The sequence below is a fragment of the Stenotrophomonas sp. WED208 genome (assembly GCF_040984485.1).
GTDB classification, from domain to species: Bacteria; Pseudomonadota; Gammaproteobacteria; order Xanthomonadales; family Xanthomonadaceae; genus Stenotrophomonas; species Stenotrophomonas riyadhensis.
Genome location: NZ_JAZARB010000001.1, coordinates 1,721,852 through 1,744,010, shown reverse-complemented (window position 1 = coordinate 1,744,010; position 22,159 = coordinate 1,721,852). Strand labels below are relative to the sequence as shown.

The following is a 22,159-nucleotide window of genomic DNA, read 5'->3' as shown; positions in this document are numbered from 1 at the left end:
CACGAAGTGTTGCAAATGCTAATCTTTCTCATTTGCAGCCATGCCAACCCCCCCCCCATGCCCCATCCAACAGCCTTGCAGCGCGCCCTGTGCCTTGCGTTTACCCTGCCCCTGGCCCCGCTCGCGCAGGCCGCCGAGCCCCAGACTGCCGCCCCCAGGGACCTGGACAAAGTGGAGGTCCGCGGCCGCGCCCAGACGCTGTACCGGGTGGACGATGCGGCGGTCGGCACCCGCACCGATACACCACTCGAGCAGGTTCCACAGTCGATCCAGGTGATCCCGCGCGAGCTGATCGACGACCAGGCCGCGCGCCAGGTGACCGACCTGTACCGCAGCATCAGCGGCATCAGCTTCTTCAGCTATGCCGGGGTGACCCTGCGCGGATTCCGCCAGGAGAACGTGCTCTATGACGGCCTGCGCGGTGACCCGTATGCCGGCTTTTCGGTGCCGCAGCTGTTCAACATCGAGCGCGTGGAAGTACTGAAGGGTCCGGCCGGTGCCTTGTATGGCGGCGGCGATGCCGGGGGTGTCATCAACTATGTGACCCGCAAGCCCAGGGCCACCGCCGAACGGCGCATTGAAGTGCAGCTGGGCAACAAGAACTTCCGTGCCGGCTCGATCGAAGGAACCGGCCCGCTGAACACCGCCGGCACCGTTCGCTACCGTGCCGGCCTGTATGCCGACGGCGAACAGGGCCTGCGCTGGAATGCCGACAGCGAGAGCGTGATCGGCGATGCCTCTCTGGCCTTCGACATCGGCCGGACCGGCGAGTTGGTGCTGCAGTTCACCAACATCACCCAGGACCTGGGCGGCAACCGCTTGCGCGGCGTGCCGGTGAACGATGCAGGCACCTTCCTCACCGATCGCCGCTGGAACCACAACGAGGCCAGCGACTTTCTCGACATGCGGGCCAAGGTGGCGCTGGCACAGTATCGCTTCGCGCCACGCGACACTCTGGACGTGGATTTCGCCGCCCGCTGGTTCAGCAACAACGAACACCAGATGTACCACGAGCCGATGGGACTGATCGATCGTGACCGCGATGGTGTGGCCGAGTGGATGACGCGCCAGCTGCGCAACCAGATCCGCGACAACGAGGCGTTCACCGCCAACGCCAATGCGGTCTGGAGGATCAACACCGGCGCGGTCGAGCACAAGGTGCTGTTTGGCGCCGATGTGTACCAACTGGATGCGGATTTCACTGCGCAGACCGCCAACAGCGCCGACCTTGCGCGCGGCGCCGGGCCGGTACGCGGCATCGATCTGTTCCACCCGGTCTATGGGGCCAGCACCTGGCATGACTACAACCTGGGCGCCCTGCCCTGGCGCAGCACCTCCACCCGCAGCACGCGCCACGGTGCCTACCTGCAGGACGAACTGGCGCTGACCGCACGCTGGCATGTGCTGGCCGGGTTGCGCTGGGATGGCTTCAAGGACGACGACCGCATTGGCCGCAGCAGTGTCGATGGCAGCGACCTCAGCTGGCGCCTGGGCAGCACGTTCACCGTCCGCGACGGCTTGAACATCTACGCCAACGTGGCCAGCGGTTTCGTGCCGCAAAGCGCGGCCAACCAGAATCCCGCTGCCGGCGGCCCGTTCGATGCCGAGCGCAGCAAGCAGTGGGAGGTCGGGATGAAATCCCTGTTGGCCGATCGCGTGACCTTGAACATGGCGGCGTACCGCATCGACCGCAGCAACATCGTGCAGGCCACCGGTGAAGTAATGGGCGGGGTGAACCAGCTGGCCGCGCTTGGGCTGGTGCGCAGCACCGGCATGGAACTGGACCTGCTGGCCGATGTCACCGAGCGCTGGGTGGTGAACCTGACCTACGCCTACAACGACGCACGGGTGAAGGACGCCGGCCCGAACGGCATCACCAATGCCTCCGGTGGCCGCTTCGCCAATGCACCGCACAACAAGCTGGGGTTGTGGACCCGCTACGACCTGCCGGCGATCAACTCCGCCATCGGCTTTGGCGCCGATCATGTGGACGAACGCGTGAGCCTGGATGGACAGACGGTGAAGGCCCATACCGTGTTCGACATGAGCTGGAAGACCACGTGGAAGCAATGGCAGTTCCAGGCCAACGTCAAGAACCTGTTCGACAAGGTGTATGCCGCCAGCGGCTTCATCGAGCGCAACGGGCACTTCCCGGGCGAGCCGCGGCGGGTGTATGTGCAGGCCGCCTACAGCTTCTGAAAGGGCGCCCCTGTGGCTGAGCCCACCAAAGGCAAGCGGTCATTGCGTGACACGGGTTCACCCGTTTCCGAAACCTCCGATGCTTCCAGTCACTTGTGCGCGACCACCTCCGCCTATAGCGTCGCCGTTGCCCAAGGAGGGCTGTCAAAGGAGTGGAACATGAAGATGGGATTCAAACTGTCTGTTGTTGTCACCGCCATTGCACTGACGCTTGGAATCGGCAGCGCGACCGCTCAACCGGATCGCTGCCGCCCTTGTCACGACGCTTATAGTGATTGCCTGGCCGCCGGCAAGGGCGAGAAGGTGTGTTACCCCGCGTTCGTCGCCTGCATGGCGAAGGGCAACTGCGGGCTCCCGTAACCGAAAGCCAGTTTCTGACGCCGCTCGCAGAGCGCACCGAGGGGAGGTGGCAACCCACCTCCCCTTCGAGCGTCAGTGCGAGCATGCCACCAGCATCGAGCGGGTGGCCATCTGGGTGGAGGTGAACCCATTCTTGTTCGCCACGGCAATGGTGTTGCCGTCGTCGCCATCCTTGCTGAAGACCACATAGCCTCCTGGGCACATCTGACCAGCCTTTTCGTAGCAGCCATTCCAGGAACTGGAACCGCTGCAGTCGATGGAAACGCCACGGCGTCCATCGGGGGAGACGGTCATCCTGGCGTTGGTGCAGCCGCCCAGCGCGGCAACGAACAGCAGCGGGACAAACAACTTCATGGACACTTCAAGGCCTAGGGATCAGCGAACGGGCGCCAAGGCTGGCGTGCCCGGATTGCGGGAACCTTGCGCCAAGCGGCCCTTAGTGTCACCGGATGCCCTGAAGGCACGCCATGTTCACGCAATGTTCCTGTAATACGGTGCCGGCCCGTGCCGAAGCCGGCCTGGCGCCCCCGTTCCCGACCCACTCCCGCCGATGCACATCCTGCTGATCGAAGACGAATCCGAACTGGCCGCTACCTTGAAGTCCGCCCTGCAGCGCGAGCGCTACGTGGTGGACCTGGCCAGCACCCTGGCGATGGCCCGCGAAGCAGCCCTGCTCGGATCGCACGACCTGGTGTTGCTGGACCGCACCCTGCCCGACGGTGACGGGCTGGGATTGATTTCACTGTTGCGTGAGCGCAACCCCGGGGTACCGATCATCGTGCTCAGCGCGCTGGGGCAGTTACCGGACCGCATCGCCGGCCTGGATGAAGGGGCCGACGACTACCTGGCCAAACCCTTCGCACTGGAAGAACTGTTCGCGCGGATCCGTGCAGCCGGGCGCCGGCCGAGCGGCATGCAGGTAGAGCCGGTGAGCATCGGCCGGCTGCTGTTCGACCCCGCTTCGGGCGAGGCCAGCGTGGGCGGACAGCGGCTGGAGCTTCCGCGCCGCGAGATCCGCGTGTTGGCGGTCCTCGCCCGCCGACTGGGCCGCACCGTGCTGCGCGAGTCCATTGAAATGGCGGTGTACGGCTTCGACGACGGCATCCATTCCAATACGCTGGACTCGCATGTCTCACGCTTGCGGCGCAAACTGGCCGACGCGGGTGCGAGGGTGGAAATCCATGCCATCCGGGGTGTCGGCTATCTGATGCGGGAAACGAAGTAATGGCGCTTCGACCCTCACTGAAGCGCCCGCTGATCGTCAAAACGCTGATCTACCAGCTGCTCGCACTGCTGGTGGCGTTCTTCGCGCTGCTGATGGTGCTGGTGCGTGTCGACAGCGGCGGCTACTACACCATCCAGACCTTCGCCCCGGTGGCGGCAGAGGCCGTTCACCGCGACAGCAAGGGCGAACTGTATGTGGAACACACACCGGAGCTGGACGAACTGCTGAAGATCGTCCCCGGCGCGTGGTTCATCGCCGAGGATGAACATGGGCACCATGTGACCTTCGGCGACGTTCCGCCTGCCTATGCCTCGCTGGTCGGCGCCCTCGACGGCATTCCCTACGGCGACCTGCGCGGACGCGGCCGCAACGATGGCCTGGCCACGGTGATACGCCAGCACAGCGGTCCGGCCGGCAAGCTGACCATCATGGCGCATGGCGAAACCGATACGCTGACCTGGCAGATGGCGTTGGCTGCACACATCATCACCCTGCCGATCTTCCTGCTGCTGGGCCTGGCCACCATCATCCTGACCCCGATCATCGTGCGTCGCGCTCTGGCCGGCGTGGAACGCATCGCGCAGGAAGCACGCAACATCTCCGCCAGCCGCCGTGGCATCCGCCTGACAGAGACCGCAGTGCCGGTAGAGATCGCCCCCCTGGTGACCGCGGTGAACGAAGCGCTGGACCGCCTGGACGAAGAGCACGAACGGCAACGCCGCTTCATCGCCGCCGCCGCCCATGAACTGCGCACGCCGATCGCCATCCTGCGCTTGAAGATCGATGCGACCGATGATTCCACCTCGCGCAGCCTGGCCGTGGAAGTCGCTCGGCTGGCAACGCTGGCCGAGCAGCTTCTCGACCTGCACCGCATGGAAGAAAATGGCCCGAAGGACTCCCTCAACCTGGCGCGCGTAGCCAAGCGGGTCGTCGCCGATCTGGCCCCCCTGCTGATCCAGTCCGACAAGACGGTCGCCCTGGCGGTGGAACCGAATTTCCCGGTACTGGGCGAGGCAGGCGCCATCGAACGTGTGCTCTCCAACCTGGTGCTGAATGCCGCCGAGCACGGTGGGCGCCATATCATCGTGCGCGTGCAGGGCAGCAGCCTTGAGGTGGAAGACGATGGCCCCGGCATTCCGGTCGACCAGCGCGAACGCGTGTTCGAACCCTTCCAGCGCCTGCGCCCCCGGCAGACAGGCGCCGGATTGGGCTTGAATCTGGTGCGGCAGGTGATGGACCGCCACGGCGGCCACGTCACGATTCTGGATGCACCCGCTGGCGGTGCCCTGATCCGCGTCGAGTTCCCGCTGCATCCAGGCGTCACCGGTGCGCCGGCGCCGGCGCACTGAGCGCCTCCCCCACGTGGATGACTCTCGGCTGTCCAGGCGCAGCGGTCGCGGTTGAGGCGCAAGGTTGCGGCAATGTTCGCTGCCCAGCATTCAGGTGAGTGGCACCCCTGAGGGTGCTGCGTCCGGATCTGACAGGAAGCCTGCATGTGACCCAGGGAGCTCCTCCACCGTCCTCTTCCACGCGCACTGTGCCACCGCGGAATTCGCCGGGCCTTACGTCTGCCGCATGGAATCGTCGCCCACGCTCTGGCCCCGCGCTCGGCCTGCAACATTGGCCACTGTGGCTGCGGACAGTTCCCGAAGTCGAGCGCACCGGCATGCTGCTGCGGCTGTTCGGCGCATTGTTCCTGCTGCTGCCCGGCATTGCGCTGGTGGCTTCAACGTATCGGCACACGAGTGCAGCGGCGACCGCTGCCGTATTCCTGTTCGTCGCCGTGCATGCCGCCCTGCATGGGCTGGCAGCATGGCGAGCGGCAACCTCGCGCCCAACGCCACCGCTGCTGCGCGCTCTGGATAGTCATGCCGCCGGGGCAATGATTGCCAGTGCGCTGCCGATCGCCATCGGTGCAGGCATGACGAAGCTGCCGGTTGCAACGTTCTTCTGGTTGTTGGCCGGCGCGGCGAGTCAACTCTGCGGTGCGCGGCTGGCAAGCCACCGCCTGCGCAATGCGCTGCTGGTTCTTGGTAGTGGCCTGCAGTTCATCGCCGCAGCACTGCTCGCCCTTCCTGCCGCAAGCTGACACGACGATAGACCCGCAAGGTTCACGCAATCCAGCGCATCGAGACTCGACAGACCTCCACTTCTGCCACGACAGACGTGCACTTCTTCTGTCGCGAGGACTACCGATGACCTGTCTCCCCTGGATGCTGCGCCGATGAGCGCCGTACCGCGCAAGCGCCGTCGTGCGCTCATCATTGCTGTCGCCCTGCTGTGCAGCGCGCTGATTCTGTTTGCCTGGCTTCGGCCCGCACCGCCACCACAACTGCAGGTTGCACCGGTCGTTCGCGGCAACATCGAACAGGTGGTGGAGGCCACTGGCACGCTGAAGCCCTCGCGACTGGTAAGCGTGGGTGCACAGGTTTCTGGCCGCATCGACACCCTGCATGTAAAGCTGGGCGACAAGGTGCGAGCCGGCGACCCCATCGCCGATATCGACTCGCGGACCCAGCGCAATGCACTGCTGAGCGCCCGGGCCGCACAGCGCACCGCGCGTGCCAACCGCGATGCGTTGGCCACCGACCTGCGCCAGCTCGAGCTGACACTGCATCGACAACGGCAGCTGGTCGCGTCGCAGCTCGTGGCACGCGCCGAGGTCGATGCGGCCAAGGCCAGGGTCGATGCCACCCGGGAACAGATCGCCGCGCTGGAAGGTGAGATCGTGCAGCGGCAGACCGACGTGGATATCGCGCAGACCAACCTCGAGTACACCCGCATCACCGCCCCCACCGACGGCACCGTGCTGGCCGTGGTGGCGCGCCAGGGGCAGACCGTGAACGCGGTACAGAGCGCGCCGACCATCGTGATGCTGGGAAACCAGGACGTGATGACGGTATACGCGGAGATTTCCGAGGCAGATGTCGTGCATACCTCCATTGGCCAGGAAGCGTTCTTCACCATTCTTGGCGACGCAGGACGTCGCTACAGCAGTAGGCTACGCGACATTGCACCGGCTCCCGAATCGATCACCAACGAAGACACCTCTGGCTTCGCTCCGGCAGGTGCTTCGGCGGGCGCCAGCCGCACCGCCATGTACTACAACGGCCAGTTCGACGTAGACAACGCCGATGGCCGCCTGCGCAGCTACATGACGGCGCAGGTACGCATCGTGCTGGGGCGCGCCAAGGGCGTGCTGACCATTCCCTCGGCCGCGCTGGGTGCGCGCGCCACTGATGGCAGTTACAGCGTGCAGGTACGCGGCGCGGATGGCCACCCGGCCCTGCGCCGCATCATCACCGGGCTGGACGACCAGATCAACGTGGAAGTGCGCAGTGGCCTGCAGGAAGGCGAGCAGGTGGTACTGGCGCAGACCGGCGATGCTCCCGCCACAGCCGCCGCGCAGCCATGATGGACGTGACGCAGGACGCACCACTGCTGCGCGTGCGCGGCATCCGCCGTGAATTCGCAGCCGGCGAACAGACCCTGGTCGTGCTCGACGGCATCGACCTGGATATCCGCGCCGGTGAGCTGGTGGCCATCGTCGGCCAATCCGGCTCGGGCAAATCCACGCTGATGAACATTCTGGGCTGCCTGGACCGGCCCTCGGCCGGCGCGTATCAGATCGCCGGTCGCGAGACCGCGCAGATGTCACCGGACGAACTGGCCGAACTGCGCCGTGAGCACTTTGGCTTCATCTTCCAGCGCTACCACCTGCTGACCGACCTGACCGCGCTGGGCAACGTGGAAGTTCCGGCGATCTATGCGGGGATGCCGGCTGCCACGCGCCACGCCCGCGCGGCCGAGCTGCTGGCGCGGCTTGGCCTGGGCGAGCGCCTGCAGCACCTGCCTGGCGAACTGTCAGGCGGCCAGCAGCAGCGTGTTTCGATTGCGCGCGCACTGATGAACGGCGGCGCGGTGATCTTCGCCGATGAGCCGACGGGCGCACTGGATACACATTCAGGCCAGGAGGTGATGAAGATCCTGGGCGAGTTGCATGCCGAGGGCCATACCGTGGTGCTGGTCACCCACGACATGGCCGTGGCCGAACATGCGCAGCGCATCATCGAAATCCGCGATGGCCGCATTGTCGATGATCGTGCCACGGGCAGGCTCCTGATGGCAGGAGCGCCGGCGACGGCCCTGCCGCAGCGCAGCGAAGGCAGTGGCTGGCAGGCCATGCGCGACCGCTTCGGCGAAGCCTTCCGCATGGCCCTGCGCGCGATGAACGCGCACCGCATGCGTACCTTCCTGACCATGCTCGGCATCATCATCGGCATTGCATCGGTGGTGGCGGTGGTGGCGCTGGGCACCGGCGCACGGCAGGCCATCCTGTCCAACATCTCCTCGCTGGGCACAAACACCATCGAGATCTATCCGGGCTCCGGCTTCGGCGACGTGCACGCCGCACAGGTGGAAACCCTGACGCCCGGCGACAGCATGGCGCTGGCCGGGCAGCCGTTCGTGGACAGCGCCACGCCCGGCGTCGCCAGCAGCGGCACTACCCAGCGCGGCAACCGCTCGGCCAACGTGCAGATGCAGGGCGTGAGTGAGCAGTACTTCCGCGTGCACGGCTTGAAGCTGGGCGAAGGCGCCTTCTTCGGCCCACCCGCCGTGGCAGGCTACCAGCAGGTGGTGGTGATCGATGCCAATACGCGTGCACGGTTCTTCGCAGCACAGGAAGACCCGATCGGCCAGACCCTGCTGCTCGGCAATGTTCCGGTGCGGGTAGTGGGCGTGGTGAAGAAGGACGCCGGCGCCGTCGGCGACGCCTCACTGCTGCGGGTGTGGCTGCCCTACACCACCACGATGGCGCGCATGCTGGGGCAGAGCCATGTGTCTAGCATCACCGTGCGCGTCTCCGATGCAATCAGCATGGAAGTGGCCGAGCGGGCCATCGGGCGATTGCTCGCACGCCGCCACGGCAGCACCGATTTCTACATGAGCAACAACGCCCAGATCCGGCAGTCCATCGAACAGACCACCGGCATCCTTACCATGATGATCAGCTCCATCGCCGCCATCGCGCTGGTGGTGGGTGGAATCGGGGTGATGAACATCATGCTGGTGTCGGTGACCGAGCGCACACGCGAGATCGGCGTGCGCATGGCGGTGGGCGCGCGACGCAGCGACATCCTGCAGCAGTTCCTGATCGAATCGGTGCTGGTGTGCCTGCTCGGCGGAATGCTCGGTATCGGCGTAGCCCTGGCGCTGGGCGCCGCGTTGGAGCTGGCCAACGTGGGTTTCAGCCTGGTGTTCTCTGCCAATTCGATTCTGGCCGCCTTCGCCTGTTCCAGCCTCATCGGCATTGGTTTCGGCTTCCTGCCCGCGCGGCGCGCCGCCCAGTTGGATCCGGTGGAGGCGCTGGTTCAATAGCCACTGCACTGCCTGCAGTGGCGGCAGGTTCGCGCAATGTCTGCAGGGTCTACTGCAGCTACCGACAATGTCCGCACAGGAGCTTGACGATGTTCATGAAACCAGGAAGAGCCGCGCTGTTGCTGGCGGCGGCTGCGAACCTGTTGGTGTTGTTGCCTTACTCCGGCGACGCCCATGCGCAACGCGGCGACCGCTACAGCCCGCAGTGGAACCAGGACTACCGTGACCGCGATCGTGATGCATGGGAGCGCCGTGAGCGTGAGCGCGAACGTGACCGGGAACGCGAGCGCCGCCACGAGGCCAGGACAACCGGCGTAGTGGTGGGTGTAGTGGGCGCGGCGGTGGTGGCTGGTGTGATTGCCGCAGCCGCCAAGCGCGAACGCGAGACCCGCGAGCGCGCCGACTACTGCATACGCCGCTACGGCAACTATGACCGCCGCAACGATACCTACCGCAGCGCCGACGGCTACACCTATCCCTGCCGCTGACTGCCCCCAAGGAAAAGGAACCCATGACCAGGACCACATTGTTGATTGCACTCTGTGCTGCCCCGTTGCTTGCCGCAGCCGCACCGGCCGACCGTGGACAGGGCTATATCGATTCCACGTTCACCGCGATGGACGCCAACAAGGATGGGCACGTCGACAAGGCCGAGTACGCGAGATTCCAGTAGGAACGTTTCAGCAGACAGGCCGATTCGATCGACGTCGCGTTCAAGGAAATGGATGCCGACAAAGACGGAAAGATCAGCAGGAAGGAAGCCGCGGTGGTGCCGGAAATCGCGAAGTGTTTCGCGGGGCTGGATACTGATGGCGATGGCTATCTGTCGCTGAAGGAGATGCAGCAGGCGATGGTGGCCGCACAGACGGCAGATGCTCCGACAAGGTAGCGCCCCGATACGGGTAGCTGCCCACCATGGTGGGCCAAGCGCCTGATCGCGCTTCATTACCGGATGCCACGTCGCATCGCTTTGGTAGGTGTCCACCTTGGTGGGCACGACTCCGTCACCACGCGCGAGGACCCGAACGCCCACCAAGGTGGGCATCTACCAGGTAGCGCGACGCTCAGCGCACCTTGTACAGCACCGCCGCACCGGGGCGCGGCTCGAACGCCGGAACCGTCTGCTGGGTGAGGGCCGCGCCCTTGGCATCCCACACCAGCGTTTCCACCGGGTATTCATCCTTGCGGGTCATCTGATCGATCTTGGCGACAACCACCGTCGCAGCAGCCGGCACCTCCGGATTCCAACCAAATACACCAATGCGGCCGTAGAACACCGCGGGTGCAGAGGCATCCAGCCGGCGGTCCGGGCACATCACCAGCCCACGATCGAGCATGACCCGCAGTGCGCCGACCGGCACCTTTTTCACTGCAGGCGTGGTGCGCTCGTTGCTGTGGCCGGGGCAGACATTGGCAGCGCGGGTAACCATGTCCTCGGCCACCTGGCGGTCGGATTGGGCGAAGGCTGCGGCCGGGATCAGGCAGAGGCCGAGCAGTACACGCGTGGACGTCCGGGTCATTGCAGGTTCCTGTGATGGATGCCAAGCGAACTTAGCAATGCCTGTCCTCCGAGTTGCAAAGACCACGTGATGCTGCAGGCCAGCCCCACGCAGCCTGCGTCTTCACTGAACCAGGCAGCGTTTCACCTGCCGCGACTGCACGTGGCAGGCGTTCACTACTGCTGACGCAGCAGGTTCCGGATCGCCTAACGGATCCGGCCCGGCGCCCGTGCCAGACGCATGATCCCGTCCGGTGGAATGACGGTGCCATCGTCCATCACGATAAGCATGTCAGAGACTTCGCCCTCGTGCCCCTGCTTCGCAGTGGTCACCAGGATATTCAATGGATCCGTCCGGATATCGTAGCCGCCACCGATGTGCTTCAAGGTTCCGATTTGGTTCCAATCAATTTCCATGGCCAGCTCTTGGATTCAGGCATTTCATGATGCCATGCGCCGGGTGGTTGGGCGAGCTGAGATAGACGGCATCTGGATGCGCCCTTCCCTCTAGTGAAAGACCCCATGCAACGTCAAGGCCCCTTATCATGCGGGCTTAGGGGCTCTACATGGCCGGTTGACGCTTGCAAGGCAGTACCTGGATGTCTATGGAATGGCGCCCCTCGGGCTGGGGCCAACGCGTGACACGCTCGCCACACTGGCGGTTGCGGCTGGATGGCGAATGCATCGAGCTGAACATCGCAGGCCAACAGTACCGGCAGCGCGTGGATGACGATCACAGCGTGCAGGTCATTCCTGGGCTTTTCTGGGCCAGCGTTTCATTGCAGACCGACAGCGGTTCCGTGTCCGTGGGCGGCCTGCCCAACGGGCAAGCGTCCCAGCTTGCAGCGGCTGTGCGGACCCTGCTCTTCGCGCGCAGCACGCGTGGGCGCAAGGGCCTGTTCGAGGACATCCTCGAGCAGATCCAAGCCTGGTTGAGCGCGGCGGACGCACTGACTGATCGAGGTCACGCCAGCCGACGCTGGATCACCCATGAGCAGCAGCAGGCGTTGCTGGCTGATCGGCCCGCCCTGCCGCTCTCCCCGGATGAGCTGGAGAGTCTGTTCCTCGATGCGAACGTGCACGGCGACCTGCGCTCCAGCCGCCATCTGGTTGCGCTTGAGGCACTGAATGACTGGCATCTGGATTGGCCCGCCATCTGGGCCGACGCCAACGCGACCATGGCAACGCGTGAGCAGGTGCTGGCCAAGGACTTCCTCGACCGGGTCGAGAGCAAGCCCCTGACCGAGGAACAGGCCCGCGCCGTCATCTGCTTCGACAACCGCGTGCAGGTCGTGGCCGCGGCCGGCTCCGGCAAGACCTCCACGATGGTCGCCAAGGCGGCCTATGCCATCGACCGCGGCTTCGTCGAACCCGAGCGGATCGTGATGCTCGCCTTCAACAAGGACGCTGCCAAGGAGCTGGAGGAACGCGCGCAGCAATCCTTCGACCGGCTCGGCATGGGCGATACCGTGGTGGAGGCCCGGACCTTCCACGCCCTGGGCCTGGCCATCATCGCCAAGGCAACGGGACGCAAACCCGACATTCCGGAATGGGCCATCGACGCGACGCAGGGCTTCAACAAGCTTGCCGAACTGGTGGACGACCTGAAGGACCGCTCGACCCACTTCCGCACCCAGTGGGATATGTTCCGCCTGGTGTTCGGGCGCGATCTTCCGCCGTTCGGTGTCGAAATGATGGCCGATGGCTACGACCGCGATGGCACGCCCTATATCCGCACACTGCAGGGTGAGCGGGTGAAAAGCCTGGAAGAGTGCGTCATCGCCGACTGGCTGTTCTACAACGGCGTGACCTACGACTACGAACGGCGCTACGAATTCGATACGGCGACCGACACCCATCGCCAGTATCGCCCCGATTTCTATTATCCGGACGCCGGGCTGTATCACGAGCACTTTGCGTTGGATGCCGGTGGCCGGCCGCCAAAGCATTTCGCCAACTACGCAGAAGGTATGCACTGGAAGCGCGAGCAGCATGCAGCGCGTGGCACGGCTCTTGTCGAGACCACCTCGTATGGCCTGCGCAGCGGAGACGCCCTGCGCCATCTGGCCGAGAGGTTGGACGAGTCCAACGTCGAGCTCGACCCGAACCCGGACCGCGAGCTGCCCGACCAGGGCGCCAAACCAATGCCGGACGCAGACCTGATCGGCTTGATGCGCACTTTCATTGCCCATGCCAAGAGCAACTGCCTGACGCTGGACGCTATGGCCGCGCGCCTGCGGCAGATGCCCGAAGACCAGTTCAAGGAACGCTACCGGCGCTTCCTGGAAATCGCCGGGCCGGTTTTCCAGGCCTGGGACGAGGCACTGGCGGACGAGCGTGGCATCGACTTCGAAGACATGCTCAACATGGCGGCCGGGCTGCTGGAACAGGGTCACTATGCATCGCCCTACGATCTGGTGATGGCGGACGAGTTCCAGGATGCCTCGCGGTCCCGCGCCCGCCTCTGCCGCGCCCTGGTCAGCCAACCGGGCCGCCACCTGTTTGCGGTGGGCGATGACTGGCAGTCGATCAATCGCTTCGCCGGCGCCGATGTTTCGGTGATGACCGGATTCCGCGAGTGGATGGGCCATGGCCAGGTGCTGAAACTGGAGCAGACGTTCCGTTGCCCGCAGGCGCTGTGTGATGTGTCCAGCCGCTTCATCAGCCGCAACCCCGCGCAGATCACCAAGGAAGTTCGCTCTGCTGCGCCGGCAATGGGCCCGGTGCTGCAGGCGTTCCAGATGAACCGCCGTGAGGAGGTGCAGGATGGTGTTCGCCAGTACCTCGCCAAGCTGCACCAGCAGCTGCTGTGCGGGGCCGTTCCACAAGGTCGCACTGGGCGCGTGACGGTCTTTGTCCTGGGGCGCTACCGCGCGGATCGGGGTGCAGTGCCTTCGGATTGGAAGACGGCCTTCGGCAGCACAATGGACGTCGAGTTCCTGACCGCACATCGATCGAAGGGGCGCGAGGCGGATTACGTGATCCTGCCGGGCATGATCAATCGCAGCTTCCCGAGCCTGAGGTCGGATGATCCGGTGCTTTCGCTGGCGATGCCGGAGGGTGATGCCTACCCACTGAGCGAAGAGCGACGCTTGTTCTATGTCGCGCTGACGCGGGCGCGACGGTCGGTGGCGATGTTCACGCTGCAGGGCAAGCACTCGCCATTCCTGGATGAACTGGTGAAGGACGGGGCGGTGGAAGTGACCGCGATTTCAGGCGCGGCCATCCACGAAGAGCGCTGCCCGGTGTGCAAGGTGGGGGTGTTCGTGGACCGGAATGGACCGCATGGCGCTTTCAGATCGTGCTCCAGCTATCCGTTGTGCCATAACAAGCCGAACGGTGGGCGTCGTGAGTCCGGGCCATCTGACCTCGTCCGATGGGCTTCACTGAGATAGAGACGTCAGGAAGATGGCAGCCCAATTCATGACGGGGCAATATCAGAAGGGGCGCCCCGCCGAAGCGAGGCTCCTTTTGCGATGAATCAAGGCGAGCAACGGCCGTGTGTGGCGGTGTCGATAGTGCCCGAGGGGTTCTGCAGAAAAGACTGCCGATTCATGCGAACCCATCTCTGCACCAAAAAGGGCTCGAAGCCTTGCAGCTCCGGATAAGGCTTGAAAGGCTGGGCCAGGATTGCGTCAGCCTCTTCGGGATAGCTCGCAAAGTAGCGAAACTTCGAACCTATGCGTGCCCCCATGCCCACGCCCATAGCGCTGTCAACATCGCGCTCGAACGCTTCAATGGGCTGCGCCCGGTAGCGGACGGGCAAGCCCAGACCTGCTTGAATGCTCGCTGCGAGTTCGGCGCCATCCATGCTTTGCATGCCCGCGATACGGAAGTCGCCGGTCGCGCCCCGCTCCAGAAGAGTGATCGCTGCACGCGCGCAATCGTCCGCTGAAGTCCAAGCGATCCGCTGTGACGCCGGAATCGGCGGTGCAAAGACGCCTTCCTGGATGATCTCTCTTAGCGCAGATGGCTTCAGCAGATTGTCCAGATACATGGTGGGCCGCACGGTTGCAAAGGCCAGCCCGGCATCTCTTAAAGTACCTTCGACACGTGAGTTGCCGACAAAGCTAGGCTCCGTGCAGGGTACTGGTCGACTGGCACTGGCGAGCTTAAGCACCATCGACTGCAACTCTGCGTTACACAGGGCAACTGCCGCATTCCGCGCATGCTTCACCATCGCGTCTGCCGGACCAGTTGGGACCTGAAGCACTGCGTGACGGATTCCAGCGCTGGCCGCTCGCATAGCGTCAACGCTATCCAGGTCCGCCTCAATCCATTCGACATCTGGCAAGGGAATTCCTGAGATGCGAGATTTGTCGCGCACCAGCGCGCGCACCGAGAAGCCACGTGCCAGTGCGGCGCGGACTACGGCACTGCCCTGCACTCCAGCAGCCAAAAAGACAAGAACAATGGGTTTGTTGGGCTCGACGGACATGGACTCACTCCTTAAGAGAAGTCTGAACGAGCCGAATCAAAGTCGTCGGCACCGGACAGACCCGTGGAACGCACAAGGCGCGGGACTGTCGGGGACCACACGAAGGCGTGGTCAGAGCTCTCCTGATTCAGTGAGAGGGCTTGGGCCTACCCAGACCAAGCCTGCCGTTTCGACCGCAGGAGCATAGCACCGCCACCCATCACGCAGCCACGTCTCAGAGACAATCGTTGGAGCAATTAGCCACTCCTGCTCGAAGTAGAGTTAGCGCCCCCTGATTTGCGGCGGCCGCCGACGCAGCCCCATCACCGTGGCCGGTCGCCCCTCGCATCGCCCCTTCCGATCCGCAAAGGCTGGTCGAGCCGCTGGAATGGCTCCGGGAAACCCGCCATAGCCTCTCGATGAACGAGGTTGGCACGACCCTGGAAACGAAAAAGCCCCTGTTTCCAGAAGCTCTTTGAAATGATTGGCGGAGAGAGTGGGATTCGAACCCACGGAAGGTTTAACCCTTCGCCGGTTTTCAAGACCGGTGCCTTAAACCGCTCGGCCATCTCTCCAATCGGGTCCCGGATGCCCGGGCAGCGGCGTATTCTCGCACGTGAACGGCATTTGCCCAAGACCACCCTTGCCCCTGCCCTCCGCATCCGGCACGGTGGGGCCTCCACTGCAATCGGAGCCGCCATGGCCCATCTCGATCTGGCCAACCTGCGCACCACCCTGCTGGATGACACCCAGTTGGCTGCGGTGGCCCTGCACCGCACCTTCGCCGGGCACCTGCCGGTCAGCAGCGGGCACCTGGTGGTCTGCGATCCGCTGGTCCAGGCCGAGGCACCCGCGCTGGCTGACTACACTGCCCCGCTGGGCCGGCACCCGGTCGAAGTCATCGTGCATAGCGGCCGCCCGGCGCTGGCCGTGGTCTGGTTCAAGCCGCGCCAGTTGCTCACCGCGTCCGCCCTGCACTGGCAGATGGCGCGCTGGACCACGCAGGACCTGACTGGACTCGATGAGGACAGTTTCATCGGCTACCCGGTCGACGCCGGCATCGGCTGCTTCATGGATACAGACACCCAGCGGGCGCTGCTGACCCTGATCGAACAAGCCGATGGCGACGAAGACAACACGTGGTCGGATGCACTGATCGACCACGAGGGCCTCGATGAAGGCGCCGAGTACCGTCCGTGGGGCGAAGACTCACCTCACGGCCTGGTCGTATTCACCAGTGGCTGGGGCGATGGCGTCTATCCCAGCTACTGGGCGCTGGATACGTCCGGCACTCCAGTCGCGCTGGTCACCGATTTCCTCTGCATCGAGGGCGGTGATGGGCGCGACGAGCGCGAGATCGCCGATCAGGCCTACCGGGACAACCTGCCACCTGCGGAAGCCGAGGCGCTGGCCAGGCTGGTAGCTGCCGTGGAACGGGACGACGTAGAGGCACTGCGCACCCTGCTGAAGGACGCGCCGCAGCGCGCCAACCAGATCGAGCCGGGCTGTGGCGGCACCGCAATGTTCGAGGCGATCCGCCTGGACCGTCCGCAGGCATTGCGGGTGCTGCTGCAGGGAGGTGCATTGCCGGCGATGCCCGAGCGCCTGCACATGAGCAAGGTCACCAGCTACCTGGACTACGCGCGGTTCCTGAAGAAGCCACGCAGCGCAGAGTTGATGGCGGTGCTGGAAGCGCCCGTCGTTGCAGCCGAACCGCCACCGGCCGCGCCGCGACGCCGCAGCTTCTGGGACCGGCTGTTCGGCCGGAAGTGATCGGCGCCGGAAAACAACAACGCCGGGCATGGCCCGGCGCTACCGTTCAGCGCTCTCAGCCGGCATCCACCGCCAGCGCACCCAGTGCACTGGCCTTGATCCGCTCCTTGGCCTTTTCACAGGCGCCACCGCAATCCAGGCGCGAGGCCTCCAGCTGCGGCGGCAGGTGCTCGGCCAGGAAGTCGATGAACACGCGTACCGCCGGCAGCAGGCCGCGGCGCGAGGCGAACACGGCATGGCACACGCCCTGCGGCAGCGACCAGTCCGGCAGCACCACTTCCAGCTCGCCGTTGCGCACGGCGTCGGCGCAGACGGTTTCCGGCAGCATGGTGATGCCGAAACCGTCCTTCACCATGCTCTGCAGCAGCGGGAAGTCGAAACCGGCCACGCGCGGCTGCAGGTCGACCCGGCGCACTTCGCCTTCCGGGCCATGCAGCTCCCAGCGCTGGCGCGCTTCGTCTTCGCTGATGCTCAGGGTGACATGCTGGGTCAGTTCTTCCGGGTCCTTCGGGCGGCCGGCGCGGTCCAGGTACTTCGGGCTGGCTACCAGCAGCTCCTGCACCTGGCCGAAGCTGCGCATCACCAGGCTGCCGTCGTCGTCCAGGCGCGAACGCACGCGCAGGGCCACGTCGTAGCCTTCATTGATGATGTCCACGCGGCGGTTGCTGATGTTCAACTGCAGGCGCACCTTCGGGTACTGCTCAAGGAACTTGGGCAGCAGCTTGGGCAGCTGCATCTGCGCCAGCGACACCGGCACGCTGGCGCGCACCACGCCGCGCGGTTCGGCGCTGAGGCGGTCCACCACTTCGCGGGCGGCCTGTGCTTCGGCCAGCATCGTCTGCGCATGGCGGTGCACGCTGGTGCCCACGTCGGTAACGGCAAAACGACGCGTGGAGCGCTGCAGCAGGCGCACGCCCAGGTCGGTTTCCAGCTGACTGATGCGGCGGCTCAGTCGCGACTTGGGAATGCCCAGCGCGCGCTCGGCGGCGGCGAACCCGCCGTGGTCGACCACCATCGCGAAGTAGTACAGATCATTCAGGTCATGCATGCCCGAGTTCCATATCTAGAACAATACGTGGCATTCAATCACCTTTATTCCGTCTTTGCAACAACCTATCGTTCTCTCCGTCGGCGGGGCCACCCCGCCCCTTCCTCCCAGAACATAGGTGACTGCCATGAAGCTTCTGCATCTCGACGCCAGCGTGCTTGGCGACAACTCCGTCTCGCGCCAGCTGTCGGCCGCCGTGGTCGCCCGCTTCACGGGCCAGATCGACGGCCTGCAGGTCGATTATCGCGATCTTGACGCCAATCCGGTACCGCATCTGCGCAGCAGCTCGCTGGCCAAGACCGATGCCGCCGAGGCGACCGACGCTGAACAGGTGATGCAGCAGTTCCTGGAGGCCGACATCGTGGTGATCGGCGCGCCGATGTACAACTTCAGCATTCCGTCCACGCTGAAGGCCTGGATCGACCGCGTGGCCGTGGCCGGCCGCACCTTCAAGTACACCGAGAACGGCCCGGTGGGCCTGGCCGGTGGCAAGCGGGTGATCATCGCCAGCAGCCGCGGCGGCATCTATACCGACTCGCCGGCCGACTTCCAGGAGCCGTTCCTGCGCCAGGTGTTCGCCTTCATGGGCATCAACGAAGTCGAATTCGTGCGTGCCGAAGGCATCGCCTACTCGCCGCAGCACCGTGAAGACGCCATTGCCGGCGCGCTGGCAGCACTGCCGTCGCACGCAGCGGATGAAGCCGTCGCTGCGTAACGCGTTCCAACGTTCAGCGCCCCTCTCTCCTCGTCTGGGCGCTGAACGCGGGCCGGGATCCCCTCCCCCATCCCGGCCCACCCTGGCGGCCCCGCTTTGCGGGGCCGTCTTCTTTTGGACGCGCTAGGCTTGCGGCATGGACTACATCGTGACGACTGCGCACCGCAGCGAGTTTCCGCACCCGATCACCCTGCGCCGCGGGCAGGCGCTGGTGGTGGGCGAACGTTATGAAGGCCCCGAGGGCTGGGATGACTGGTTCCTGTGCGAAGCCGAGGGCCAGCAGCCCGGATTCGTGCCGGCGCCGGTGATCGGCCGCGATGCGCAGGGTGGCGCGTTTGCCACGGAAGATTACTGCGCGCGGGAACTGGATGTGGATCCCGGGCAGGTGCTGCGCGGGCAGCGCACGCTCAATGGCTGGGCGTGGTGCGTGCCGGAGACGGGCGAACCGGGCTGGGTGCCGTTGGAGAAGGTGCGGGTTGTGGGGTGATTGCGCGGTACATCCACGCATGGCGTGGATGTAGCCCGCATTGTAGATCCACGCCATGCGTGGATATGGTGCCATGCAAGCATGGCACCCACCGAAGCCAGAGCAGTGCCGTGCAAGCATGGCACCCACCGAAGCCAGAGCAGTGCCGTGCAAGCATGGCACCCACCAGAGCCAGAGCAGTGCCATGCAAGCATGGCACCTACCCCATCGACTATCAGCCGATGGTTTCCAAGCCACCCATGTACGGGCGCAGCGCTTCCGGTACGGTGATGCTGCCGTCGGCGTTCTGGTAGTTCTCCATCACCGCGATCATCGCGCGGCCCACCGCCACGCCCGAACCGTTCAAGGTATGCGCCAGTTCCGGTTTGCCAGTGGCCGGGTTGCGCCAGCGGGCCTGCATGCGGCGGGCCTGGAAATCACCACAGTTCGAGCACGAGGAGATTTCGCGGTACGTCTCCTGCGACGGCAGCCAGACTTCCAGGTCGTAGGTCTTCACCGCCGAGAAGCCCATGTCGCCGGTGCACAGCAGCACCTTGCGGTACGGCAGGCCCAGCTTTTCCAGCACCACTTCGGCGCAACGGGTCATCCGCTGGTGTTCGGCGTCGCTGTCCTCCGGGCGGCTGATCGAGACCAGCTCGACCTTCTCGAACTGATGCTGGCGGATCATGCCGCGCACGTCGCGGCCACCGCTGCCGGCCTCGGCACGGAAGCACATCGAGTGGGCGGTCATGCGCAGCGGCAGGCGCTCGGCGTCGACGATCTCGTCGCGCACGATGTTGGTCAGCGGCACTTCCGAGGTCGGGATCAGGTAGCGCGTGGAATCACCCACGGCGGTCTTGAACAGGTCGTCCTCGAACTTCGGCAGCTGGCTGGTGCCACGCAGCGAATCGGCGTTGACCAGCAGCGGCACGTTGGTTTCCTCATAACCGTGCTCGCCGGTGTGCAGGTCGACCATGAACTGGGCCAGGGCGCGGTGCAGGCGCGCGATCGGGCCACGCAGCACGGTGAAGCGCGAGCCGGACAGCTTGGCGGCGGTCTCGCCGTCCAGCCAACCGTTGCGGGCGCCCAGTTCGACGTGATCGAGCACCTTGAAGTCGAACTGGCGCGGGGTTCCCCAGCGCGCCTGCTCGACGTTGTCGTTCTCGTCGGCACCGGCAGGCACGTCATCGGCCGGCAGGTTCGGAATGCCCATCGAGATCGCTTCGATCTTCTCGCGCAGCTCGTCCAGCGCCACTTCCGAGGCCTTCAGCTCGTCGGCGAAGGCAGCGACCTCGGCCATGATGGCCGACACGTCCTCGCCCTTCGCCTTGGCCTGGCCGATGGCCTTGGAACGGCTGTTACGCAGGCTCTGCAGCTCCTGGGTCCGCACCTGGATGCGCTTGCGATCGGCCTCCAGGGACTCCAGGGCAGACACGTCGAGCTCGAAGCCGCGGCTGGTGCGCAGGCGTTCGGCGAGGTCGGCGGGCTGGTGGCGGAGCAGGGCTGGATCAAGCATGGCAGGTGTCGTGGTGGGTATCAGGGATGGGATTATCGCTTGTTATACGGATTTCTGCCGCCCGGTTCATTCCCGGCGTGGCAGAATCGGGCTATTCCGTACTGGTCCGGTCCATGTCTGCACCCCGCTCGTCGTCCGCCAAGTCGTTCACTGTGCATATCCCGCGCAACGCCCTGAAGATCGCCGGCATCGCCTTCGGCGTGGGCATGCTGCTGTTCGTGCTGGTCTGGCTGACCGGCCGTGACAAGGAGTTCTTCCGCGCCGACCCGGCCGCACAGACCCCGCAGGAAACCGCCCAGGTCGAGCCCCTGCCGGAACCCTTGGCCGCTGCAGCCGGTTCCAGCGACATGCCTGACGCCAAGCCGGCACCGGTGGAGGAGGAAGCGCCGAAGCTGGTCGAAACCGCTCCGCCGCCACCCGCCCCGATCGCCGAGCCGGCCCCGGCCGCCCCGGGCGCGGCGCCGGCCGCGACCGGCAACAGCCAGCCGATGCCGATTGCTGGCCAGTCACCGCCGCCGTCATACCCCGCCGCCGCCCTGCGCGCAGGTGAAACCGGCACGGTGGTGGTACGCGTGGATGTGGATGCCACCGGCTACCCGAACAACGCCACGGTGATCCAGCGCAGCGGCTCACGCGAGCTCGACCGTGCCGCCACCGATGCCGTGCGCCGCTGGCGCTTCACCCCGGCGCAGAGCAATGGCCAGGCCGTGCCCGGCAGCATTGAAGTACCGTTCGACTTCAAGACGCAGTAACTGAACGCTTCCCGGCAGGCAAACTGAACCCTGCCGGTGGCGTTGACGCAACGCTGACACTTCTCGTCCATGGCTCGGGCAACACTTCCCACGTCGTCAGTTGACGGAAGGAGTTTGCGATGACTGCCACCACCCACGAAGACCTTCATTCGCCGCAGCTGCAGCAGGATTCGAGCGTGCAGCACAAGCCCACGTCGCCCTGGATGTGGATCGCGCTGATCGTGGCGATGTTTGCAGCCGCCCTGCTGTGGCTGCGCCATTCCAACCAGGAGGATGTGGCGCCGGCACCGGTCGGTGAGCGCATGTTGCCCGCCCCTGAGCAGGCTGCGGCGACCGATGCAGCAGCACCTGCAACGCGCCAGGCTGCACCAGCCTCCCGCCAGCACAAGGCCGCACCGGCGATACGCAATCGCGAAGCGCGCCCGCTGGCCAGCAACCGCATGCCCACCTACCCCGCTGCCGCACTGCGCAGTGGCGTGCAGGGCAGCGTGATCGCCAGCCTGAATGTCGATACCCGTGGCAATGTCGCCAACGCTGCGATCGTTTCGCGCAGCGGCGAGCGCAGCCGCGACCTGGATCGTGCGGTGCTCAGCACCGTGCAGAACTGGAAGTTCCAGCCGGCGATGCAGGAAGGCCGTGCAGTAGCAAGCGTGGTGCGGGTCCCGGTGGATTTCCGCACCGAGCAGCGTTGATCGCGGACGAGGGGTTCGTGATGTTTCGACGGAGGCTTCGGCCTCCGTCCTTTTATGCGGAGAAGCGTGCCGACCAAGGTCGGCACCTACCGGGTGATGTGAGCATGCCAACCAAGGTT

The 22,159-nt window shown here is 65.2% G+C and carries 22 protein-coding genes and 1 tRNA gene; 16 read left to right on the top strand and 7 right to left on the bottom strand.

From position 1 onward, the window contains the following. The first annotated feature begins 57 nt into the window (after positions 1-57). Complete coding sequence (locus tag VPH47_RS07730; RefSeq protein ID WP_368850444.1) at positions 58-2,199, top strand: TonB-dependent siderophore receptor; 2,142 nt, start codon at positions 58-60, stop codon at positions 2,197-2,199. A gap of 159 nt (positions 2,200-2,358) precedes the next feature. Continuing rightward, positions 2,359-2,559: a hypothetical protein gene (locus tag VPH47_RS07725; protein ID WP_153856059.1), complete on the top strand. Its 201-nt coding sequence runs from the start codon at positions 2,359-2,361 to the stop codon at positions 2,557-2,559. Between the two features lie 72 nt (positions 2,560-2,631). On the opposite strand, the gene VPH47_RS07720 is transcribed toward VPH47_RS07725, so the two are convergent. After that, on the bottom strand, positions 2,632-2,913 hold the full coding sequence (locus tag VPH47_RS07720) for a hypothetical protein (protein ID WP_368850443.1): 282 nt from the start codon (positions 2,911-2,913) through the stop codon (positions 2,632-2,634). A gap of 196 nt (positions 2,914-3,109) precedes the next feature. Between VPH47_RS07720 and VPH47_RS07715 the strand changes: the two genes are divergently transcribed. The 8 genes from VPH47_RS07715 (at position 3,110) to VPH47_RS07680 (ending at position 10,052) form a co-directional block, all read left to right on the top strand. Beyond that, positions 3,110-3,784, top strand: a complete 675-nt coding sequence (locus tag VPH47_RS07715) for a response regulator transcription factor (RefSeq protein ID WP_368850442.1) — start codon at positions 3,110-3,112, stop codon at positions 3,782-3,784. Further along, entirely contained in the window at positions 3,784-5,133 is a 1,350-nt protein-coding gene (locus VPH47_RS07710; RefSeq protein ID WP_368850441.1) for a sensor histidine kinase, read from the top strand. Before VPH47_RS07715 ends, VPH47_RS07710 begins: the two co-directional genes overlap by 1 nt. A gap of 317 nt (positions 5,134-5,450) precedes the next feature. Further along, on the top strand, positions 5,451-5,873 hold the full coding sequence (locus VPH47_RS07705; protein WP_368850440.1) for a hypothetical protein: 423 nt from the start codon (positions 5,451-5,453) through the stop codon (positions 5,871-5,873). A gap of 135 nt (positions 5,874-6,008) precedes the next feature. Then, positions 6,009-7,199: an efflux RND transporter periplasmic adaptor subunit gene (locus tag VPH47_RS07700; protein WP_368850439.1), complete on the top strand. Its 1,191-nt coding sequence runs from the start codon at positions 6,009-6,011 to the stop codon at positions 7,197-7,199. Next, positions 7,199-9,163, top strand: a complete 1,965-nt coding sequence (locus VPH47_RS07695) for a MacB family efflux pump subunit (RefSeq protein WP_368850438.1) — start codon at positions 7,199-7,201, stop codon at positions 9,161-9,163. The genes VPH47_RS07700 and VPH47_RS07695 overlap by 1 nt, the downstream gene beginning before the upstream one ends. An 89-nt stretch (positions 9,164-9,252) precedes the next feature. Then, positions 9,253-9,651 carry a hypothetical protein gene (locus tag VPH47_RS07690; protein WP_110712751.1) on the top strand — a complete coding sequence of 133 codons (399 nt, stop codon included), beginning with the start codon at positions 9,253-9,255 and terminating at the stop codon, positions 9,649-9,651. 23 nt (positions 9,652-9,674) lie between these two features. Beyond that, positions 9,675-9,836, top strand: coding sequence for an EF-hand domain-containing protein (locus VPH47_RS07685; protein ID WP_368850437.1), 162 nt, complete (start codon positions 9,675-9,677; stop codon positions 9,834-9,836). 27 nt (positions 9,837-9,863) lie between these two features. Further along, complete coding sequence (locus tag VPH47_RS07680) at positions 9,864-10,052, top strand: EF-hand domain-containing protein (protein ID WP_368851573.1); 189 nt, start codon at positions 9,864-9,866, stop codon at positions 10,050-10,052. Between the two features lie 175 nt (positions 10,053-10,227). On the opposite strand, the gene VPH47_RS07675 is transcribed toward VPH47_RS07680, so the two are convergent. Beyond that, on the bottom strand, positions 10,228-10,683 hold the full coding sequence (locus VPH47_RS07675) for a hypothetical protein (protein ID WP_368850436.1): 456 nt from the start codon (positions 10,681-10,683) through the stop codon (positions 10,228-10,230). A 185-nt stretch (positions 10,684-10,868) separates the two neighbouring features. Then, positions 10,869-11,078 carry a hypothetical protein gene (locus VPH47_RS07670; protein WP_197593876.1) on the bottom strand — a complete coding sequence of 70 codons (210 nt, stop codon included), beginning with the start codon at positions 11,076-11,078 and terminating at the stop codon, positions 10,869-10,871. Between the two features lie 188 nt (positions 11,079-11,266). On the opposite strand from VPH47_RS07670, the gene VPH47_RS07665 reads away from it, so the two are divergent. Next, entirely contained in the window at positions 11,267-14,056 is a 2,790-nt protein-coding gene (locus tag VPH47_RS07665) for a UvrD-helicase domain-containing protein (RefSeq protein WP_368850435.1), read from the top strand. A gap of 86 nt (positions 14,057-14,142) precedes the next feature. Here VPH47_RS07665 and VPH47_RS07660 read toward each other — a convergent pair whose 3' ends face one another. Together VPH47_RS07660 and VPH47_RS07655 are read right to left on the bottom strand one after the other, a co-directional pair. Next, positions 14,143-15,099 carry an SDR family oxidoreductase gene (locus VPH47_RS07660; RefSeq protein ID WP_110712756.1) on the bottom strand — a complete coding sequence of 319 codons (957 nt, stop codon included), beginning with the start codon at positions 15,097-15,099 and terminating at the stop codon, positions 14,143-14,145. Between the two features lie 464 nt (positions 15,100-15,563). Beyond that, positions 15,564-15,653 (bottom strand) — tRNA-Ser (locus VPH47_RS07655). A 124-nt stretch (positions 15,654-15,777) separates the two neighbouring features. Between VPH47_RS07655 and VPH47_RS07650 the strand changes: the two genes are divergently transcribed. Next, positions 15,778-16,851, top strand: coding sequence for a DUF4241 domain-containing protein (locus tag VPH47_RS07650; RefSeq protein WP_368850434.1), 1,074 nt, complete (start codon positions 15,778-15,780; stop codon positions 16,849-16,851). Between the two features lie 55 nt (positions 16,852-16,906). On the opposite strand, the gene VPH47_RS07645 is transcribed toward VPH47_RS07650, so the two are convergent. Next, a complete protein-coding gene (locus VPH47_RS07645) occupies positions 16,907-17,899 on the bottom strand; it encodes a LysR family transcriptional regulator (RefSeq protein WP_005410175.1) in 993 nt (330 codons plus the stop codon). A gap of 127 nt (positions 17,900-18,026) precedes the next feature. Here VPH47_RS07645 and VPH47_RS07640 point away from each other — a divergent pair, with 127 nt between their 5' ends. Beyond that, a complete protein-coding gene (locus tag VPH47_RS07640) occupies positions 18,027-18,614 on the top strand; it encodes an FMN-dependent NADH-azoreductase (RefSeq protein ID WP_014037684.1) in 588 nt (195 codons plus the stop codon). Between the two features lie 136 nt (positions 18,615-18,750). Continuing rightward, a complete protein-coding gene (locus tag VPH47_RS07635; protein WP_368850433.1) occupies positions 18,751-19,101 on the top strand; it encodes a ligand-binding protein SH3 in 351 nt (116 codons plus the stop codon). A gap of 214 nt (positions 19,102-19,315) precedes the next feature. On the opposite strand, the gene serS is transcribed toward VPH47_RS07635, so the two are convergent. After that, the gene (gene serS, locus VPH47_RS07630) at positions 19,316-20,596 is read right to left on the bottom strand and encodes a serine--tRNA ligase (protein WP_014647612.1); all 1,281 of its coding nucleotides are present in this window, start codon (positions 20,594-20,596) and stop codon (positions 19,316-19,318) included. Positions 20,597-20,709: 113 nt separating this feature from the next. Between serS and VPH47_RS07625 the strand changes: the two genes are divergently transcribed. Beyond that, positions 20,710-21,348, top strand: a complete 639-nt coding sequence (locus VPH47_RS07625) for an energy transducer TonB (RefSeq protein ID WP_110712765.1) — start codon at positions 20,710-20,712, stop codon at positions 21,346-21,348. Positions 21,349-21,467: 119 nt separating this feature from the next. Next, the gene (locus VPH47_RS07620) at positions 21,468-22,040 is read left to right on the top strand and encodes an energy transducer TonB (RefSeq protein WP_153856023.1); all 573 of its coding nucleotides are present in this window, start codon (positions 21,468-21,470) and stop codon (positions 22,038-22,040) included. Positions 22,041-22,159: the final 119 nt, after the last annotated feature.

Excerpts from the sequence above, each read along its gene's own strand:
- VPH47_RS07730 (WP_368850444.1), top strand. The coding sequence starts at position 58 with ATGCCCCATCCAACAGCCTTGCAGCGCGCCCTGTGCCTTGCGTTTACC.
- VPH47_RS07725 (WP_153856059.1), top strand. The coding sequence starts at position 2,359 with ATGAAGATGGGATTCAAACTGTCTGTTGTTGTCACCGCCATTGCACTG.
- VPH47_RS07720 (WP_368850443.1), bottom strand. The coding sequence starts at position 2,913 with ATGAAGTTGTTTGTCCCGCTGCTGTTCGTTGCCGCGCTGGGCGGCTGC.
- VPH47_RS07715 (WP_368850442.1), top strand. The coding sequence starts at position 3,110 with ATGCACATCCTGCTGATCGAAGACGAATCCGAACTGGCCGCTACCTTG.
- VPH47_RS07710 (WP_368850441.1), top strand. The coding sequence starts at position 3,784 with ATGGCGCTTCGACCCTCACTGAAGCGCCCGCTGATCGTCAAAACGCTG.
- VPH47_RS07705 (WP_368850440.1), top strand. The coding sequence starts at position 5,451 with ATGCTGCTGCGGCTGTTCGGCGCATTGTTCCTGCTGCTGCCCGGCATT.
- VPH47_RS07700 (WP_368850439.1), top strand. The coding sequence starts at position 6,009 with ATGAGCGCCGTACCGCGCAAGCGCCGTCGTGCGCTCATCATTGCTGTC.
- VPH47_RS07695 (WP_368850438.1), top strand. The coding sequence starts at position 7,199 with ATGGACGTGACGCAGGACGCACCACTGCTGCGCGTGCGCGGCATCCGC.
- VPH47_RS07690 (WP_110712751.1), top strand. The coding sequence starts at position 9,253 with ATGTTCATGAAACCAGGAAGAGCCGCGCTGTTGCTGGCGGCGGCTGCG.
- VPH47_RS07685 (WP_368850437.1), top strand. The coding sequence starts at position 9,675 with ATGACCAGGACCACATTGTTGATTGCACTCTGTGCTGCCCCGTTGCTT.
- VPH47_RS07675 (WP_368850436.1), bottom strand. The coding sequence starts at position 10,683 with ATGACCCGGACGTCCACGCGTGTACTGCTCGGCCTCTGCCTGATCCCG.
- VPH47_RS07670 (WP_197593876.1), bottom strand. The coding sequence starts at position 11,078 with ATGGAAATTGATTGGAACCAAATCGGAACCTTGAAGCACATCGGTGGC.
- VPH47_RS07665 (WP_368850435.1), top strand. The coding sequence starts at position 11,267 with ATGGAATGGCGCCCCTCGGGCTGGGGCCAACGCGTGACACGCTCGCCA.
- VPH47_RS07660 (WP_110712756.1), bottom strand. The coding sequence starts at position 15,099 with ATGTCCGTCGAGCCCAACAAACCCATTGTTCTTGTCTTTTTGGCTGCT.
- VPH47_RS07650 (WP_368850434.1), top strand. The coding sequence starts at position 15,778 with ATGGCCCATCTCGATCTGGCCAACCTGCGCACCACCCTGCTGGATGAC.
- VPH47_RS07645 (WP_005410175.1), bottom strand. The coding sequence starts at position 17,899 with ATGCATGACCTGAATGATCTGTACTACTTCGCGATGGTGGTCGACCAC.
- VPH47_RS07640 (WP_014037684.1), top strand. The coding sequence starts at position 18,027 with ATGAAGCTTCTGCATCTCGACGCCAGCGTGCTTGGCGACAACTCCGTC.
- VPH47_RS07635 (WP_368850433.1), top strand. The coding sequence starts at position 18,751 with ATGGACTACATCGTGACGACTGCGCACCGCAGCGAGTTTCCGCACCCG.
- serS (WP_014647612.1), bottom strand. The coding sequence starts at position 20,596 with ATGCTTGATCCAGCCCTGCTCCGCCACCAGCCCGCCGACCTCGCCGAA.
- VPH47_RS07625 (WP_110712765.1), top strand. The coding sequence starts at position 20,710 with ATGTCTGCACCCCGCTCGTCGTCCGCCAAGTCGTTCACTGTGCATATC.
- VPH47_RS07620 (WP_153856023.1), top strand. The coding sequence starts at position 21,468 with ATGACTGCCACCACCCACGAAGACCTTCATTCGCCGCAGCTGCAGCAG.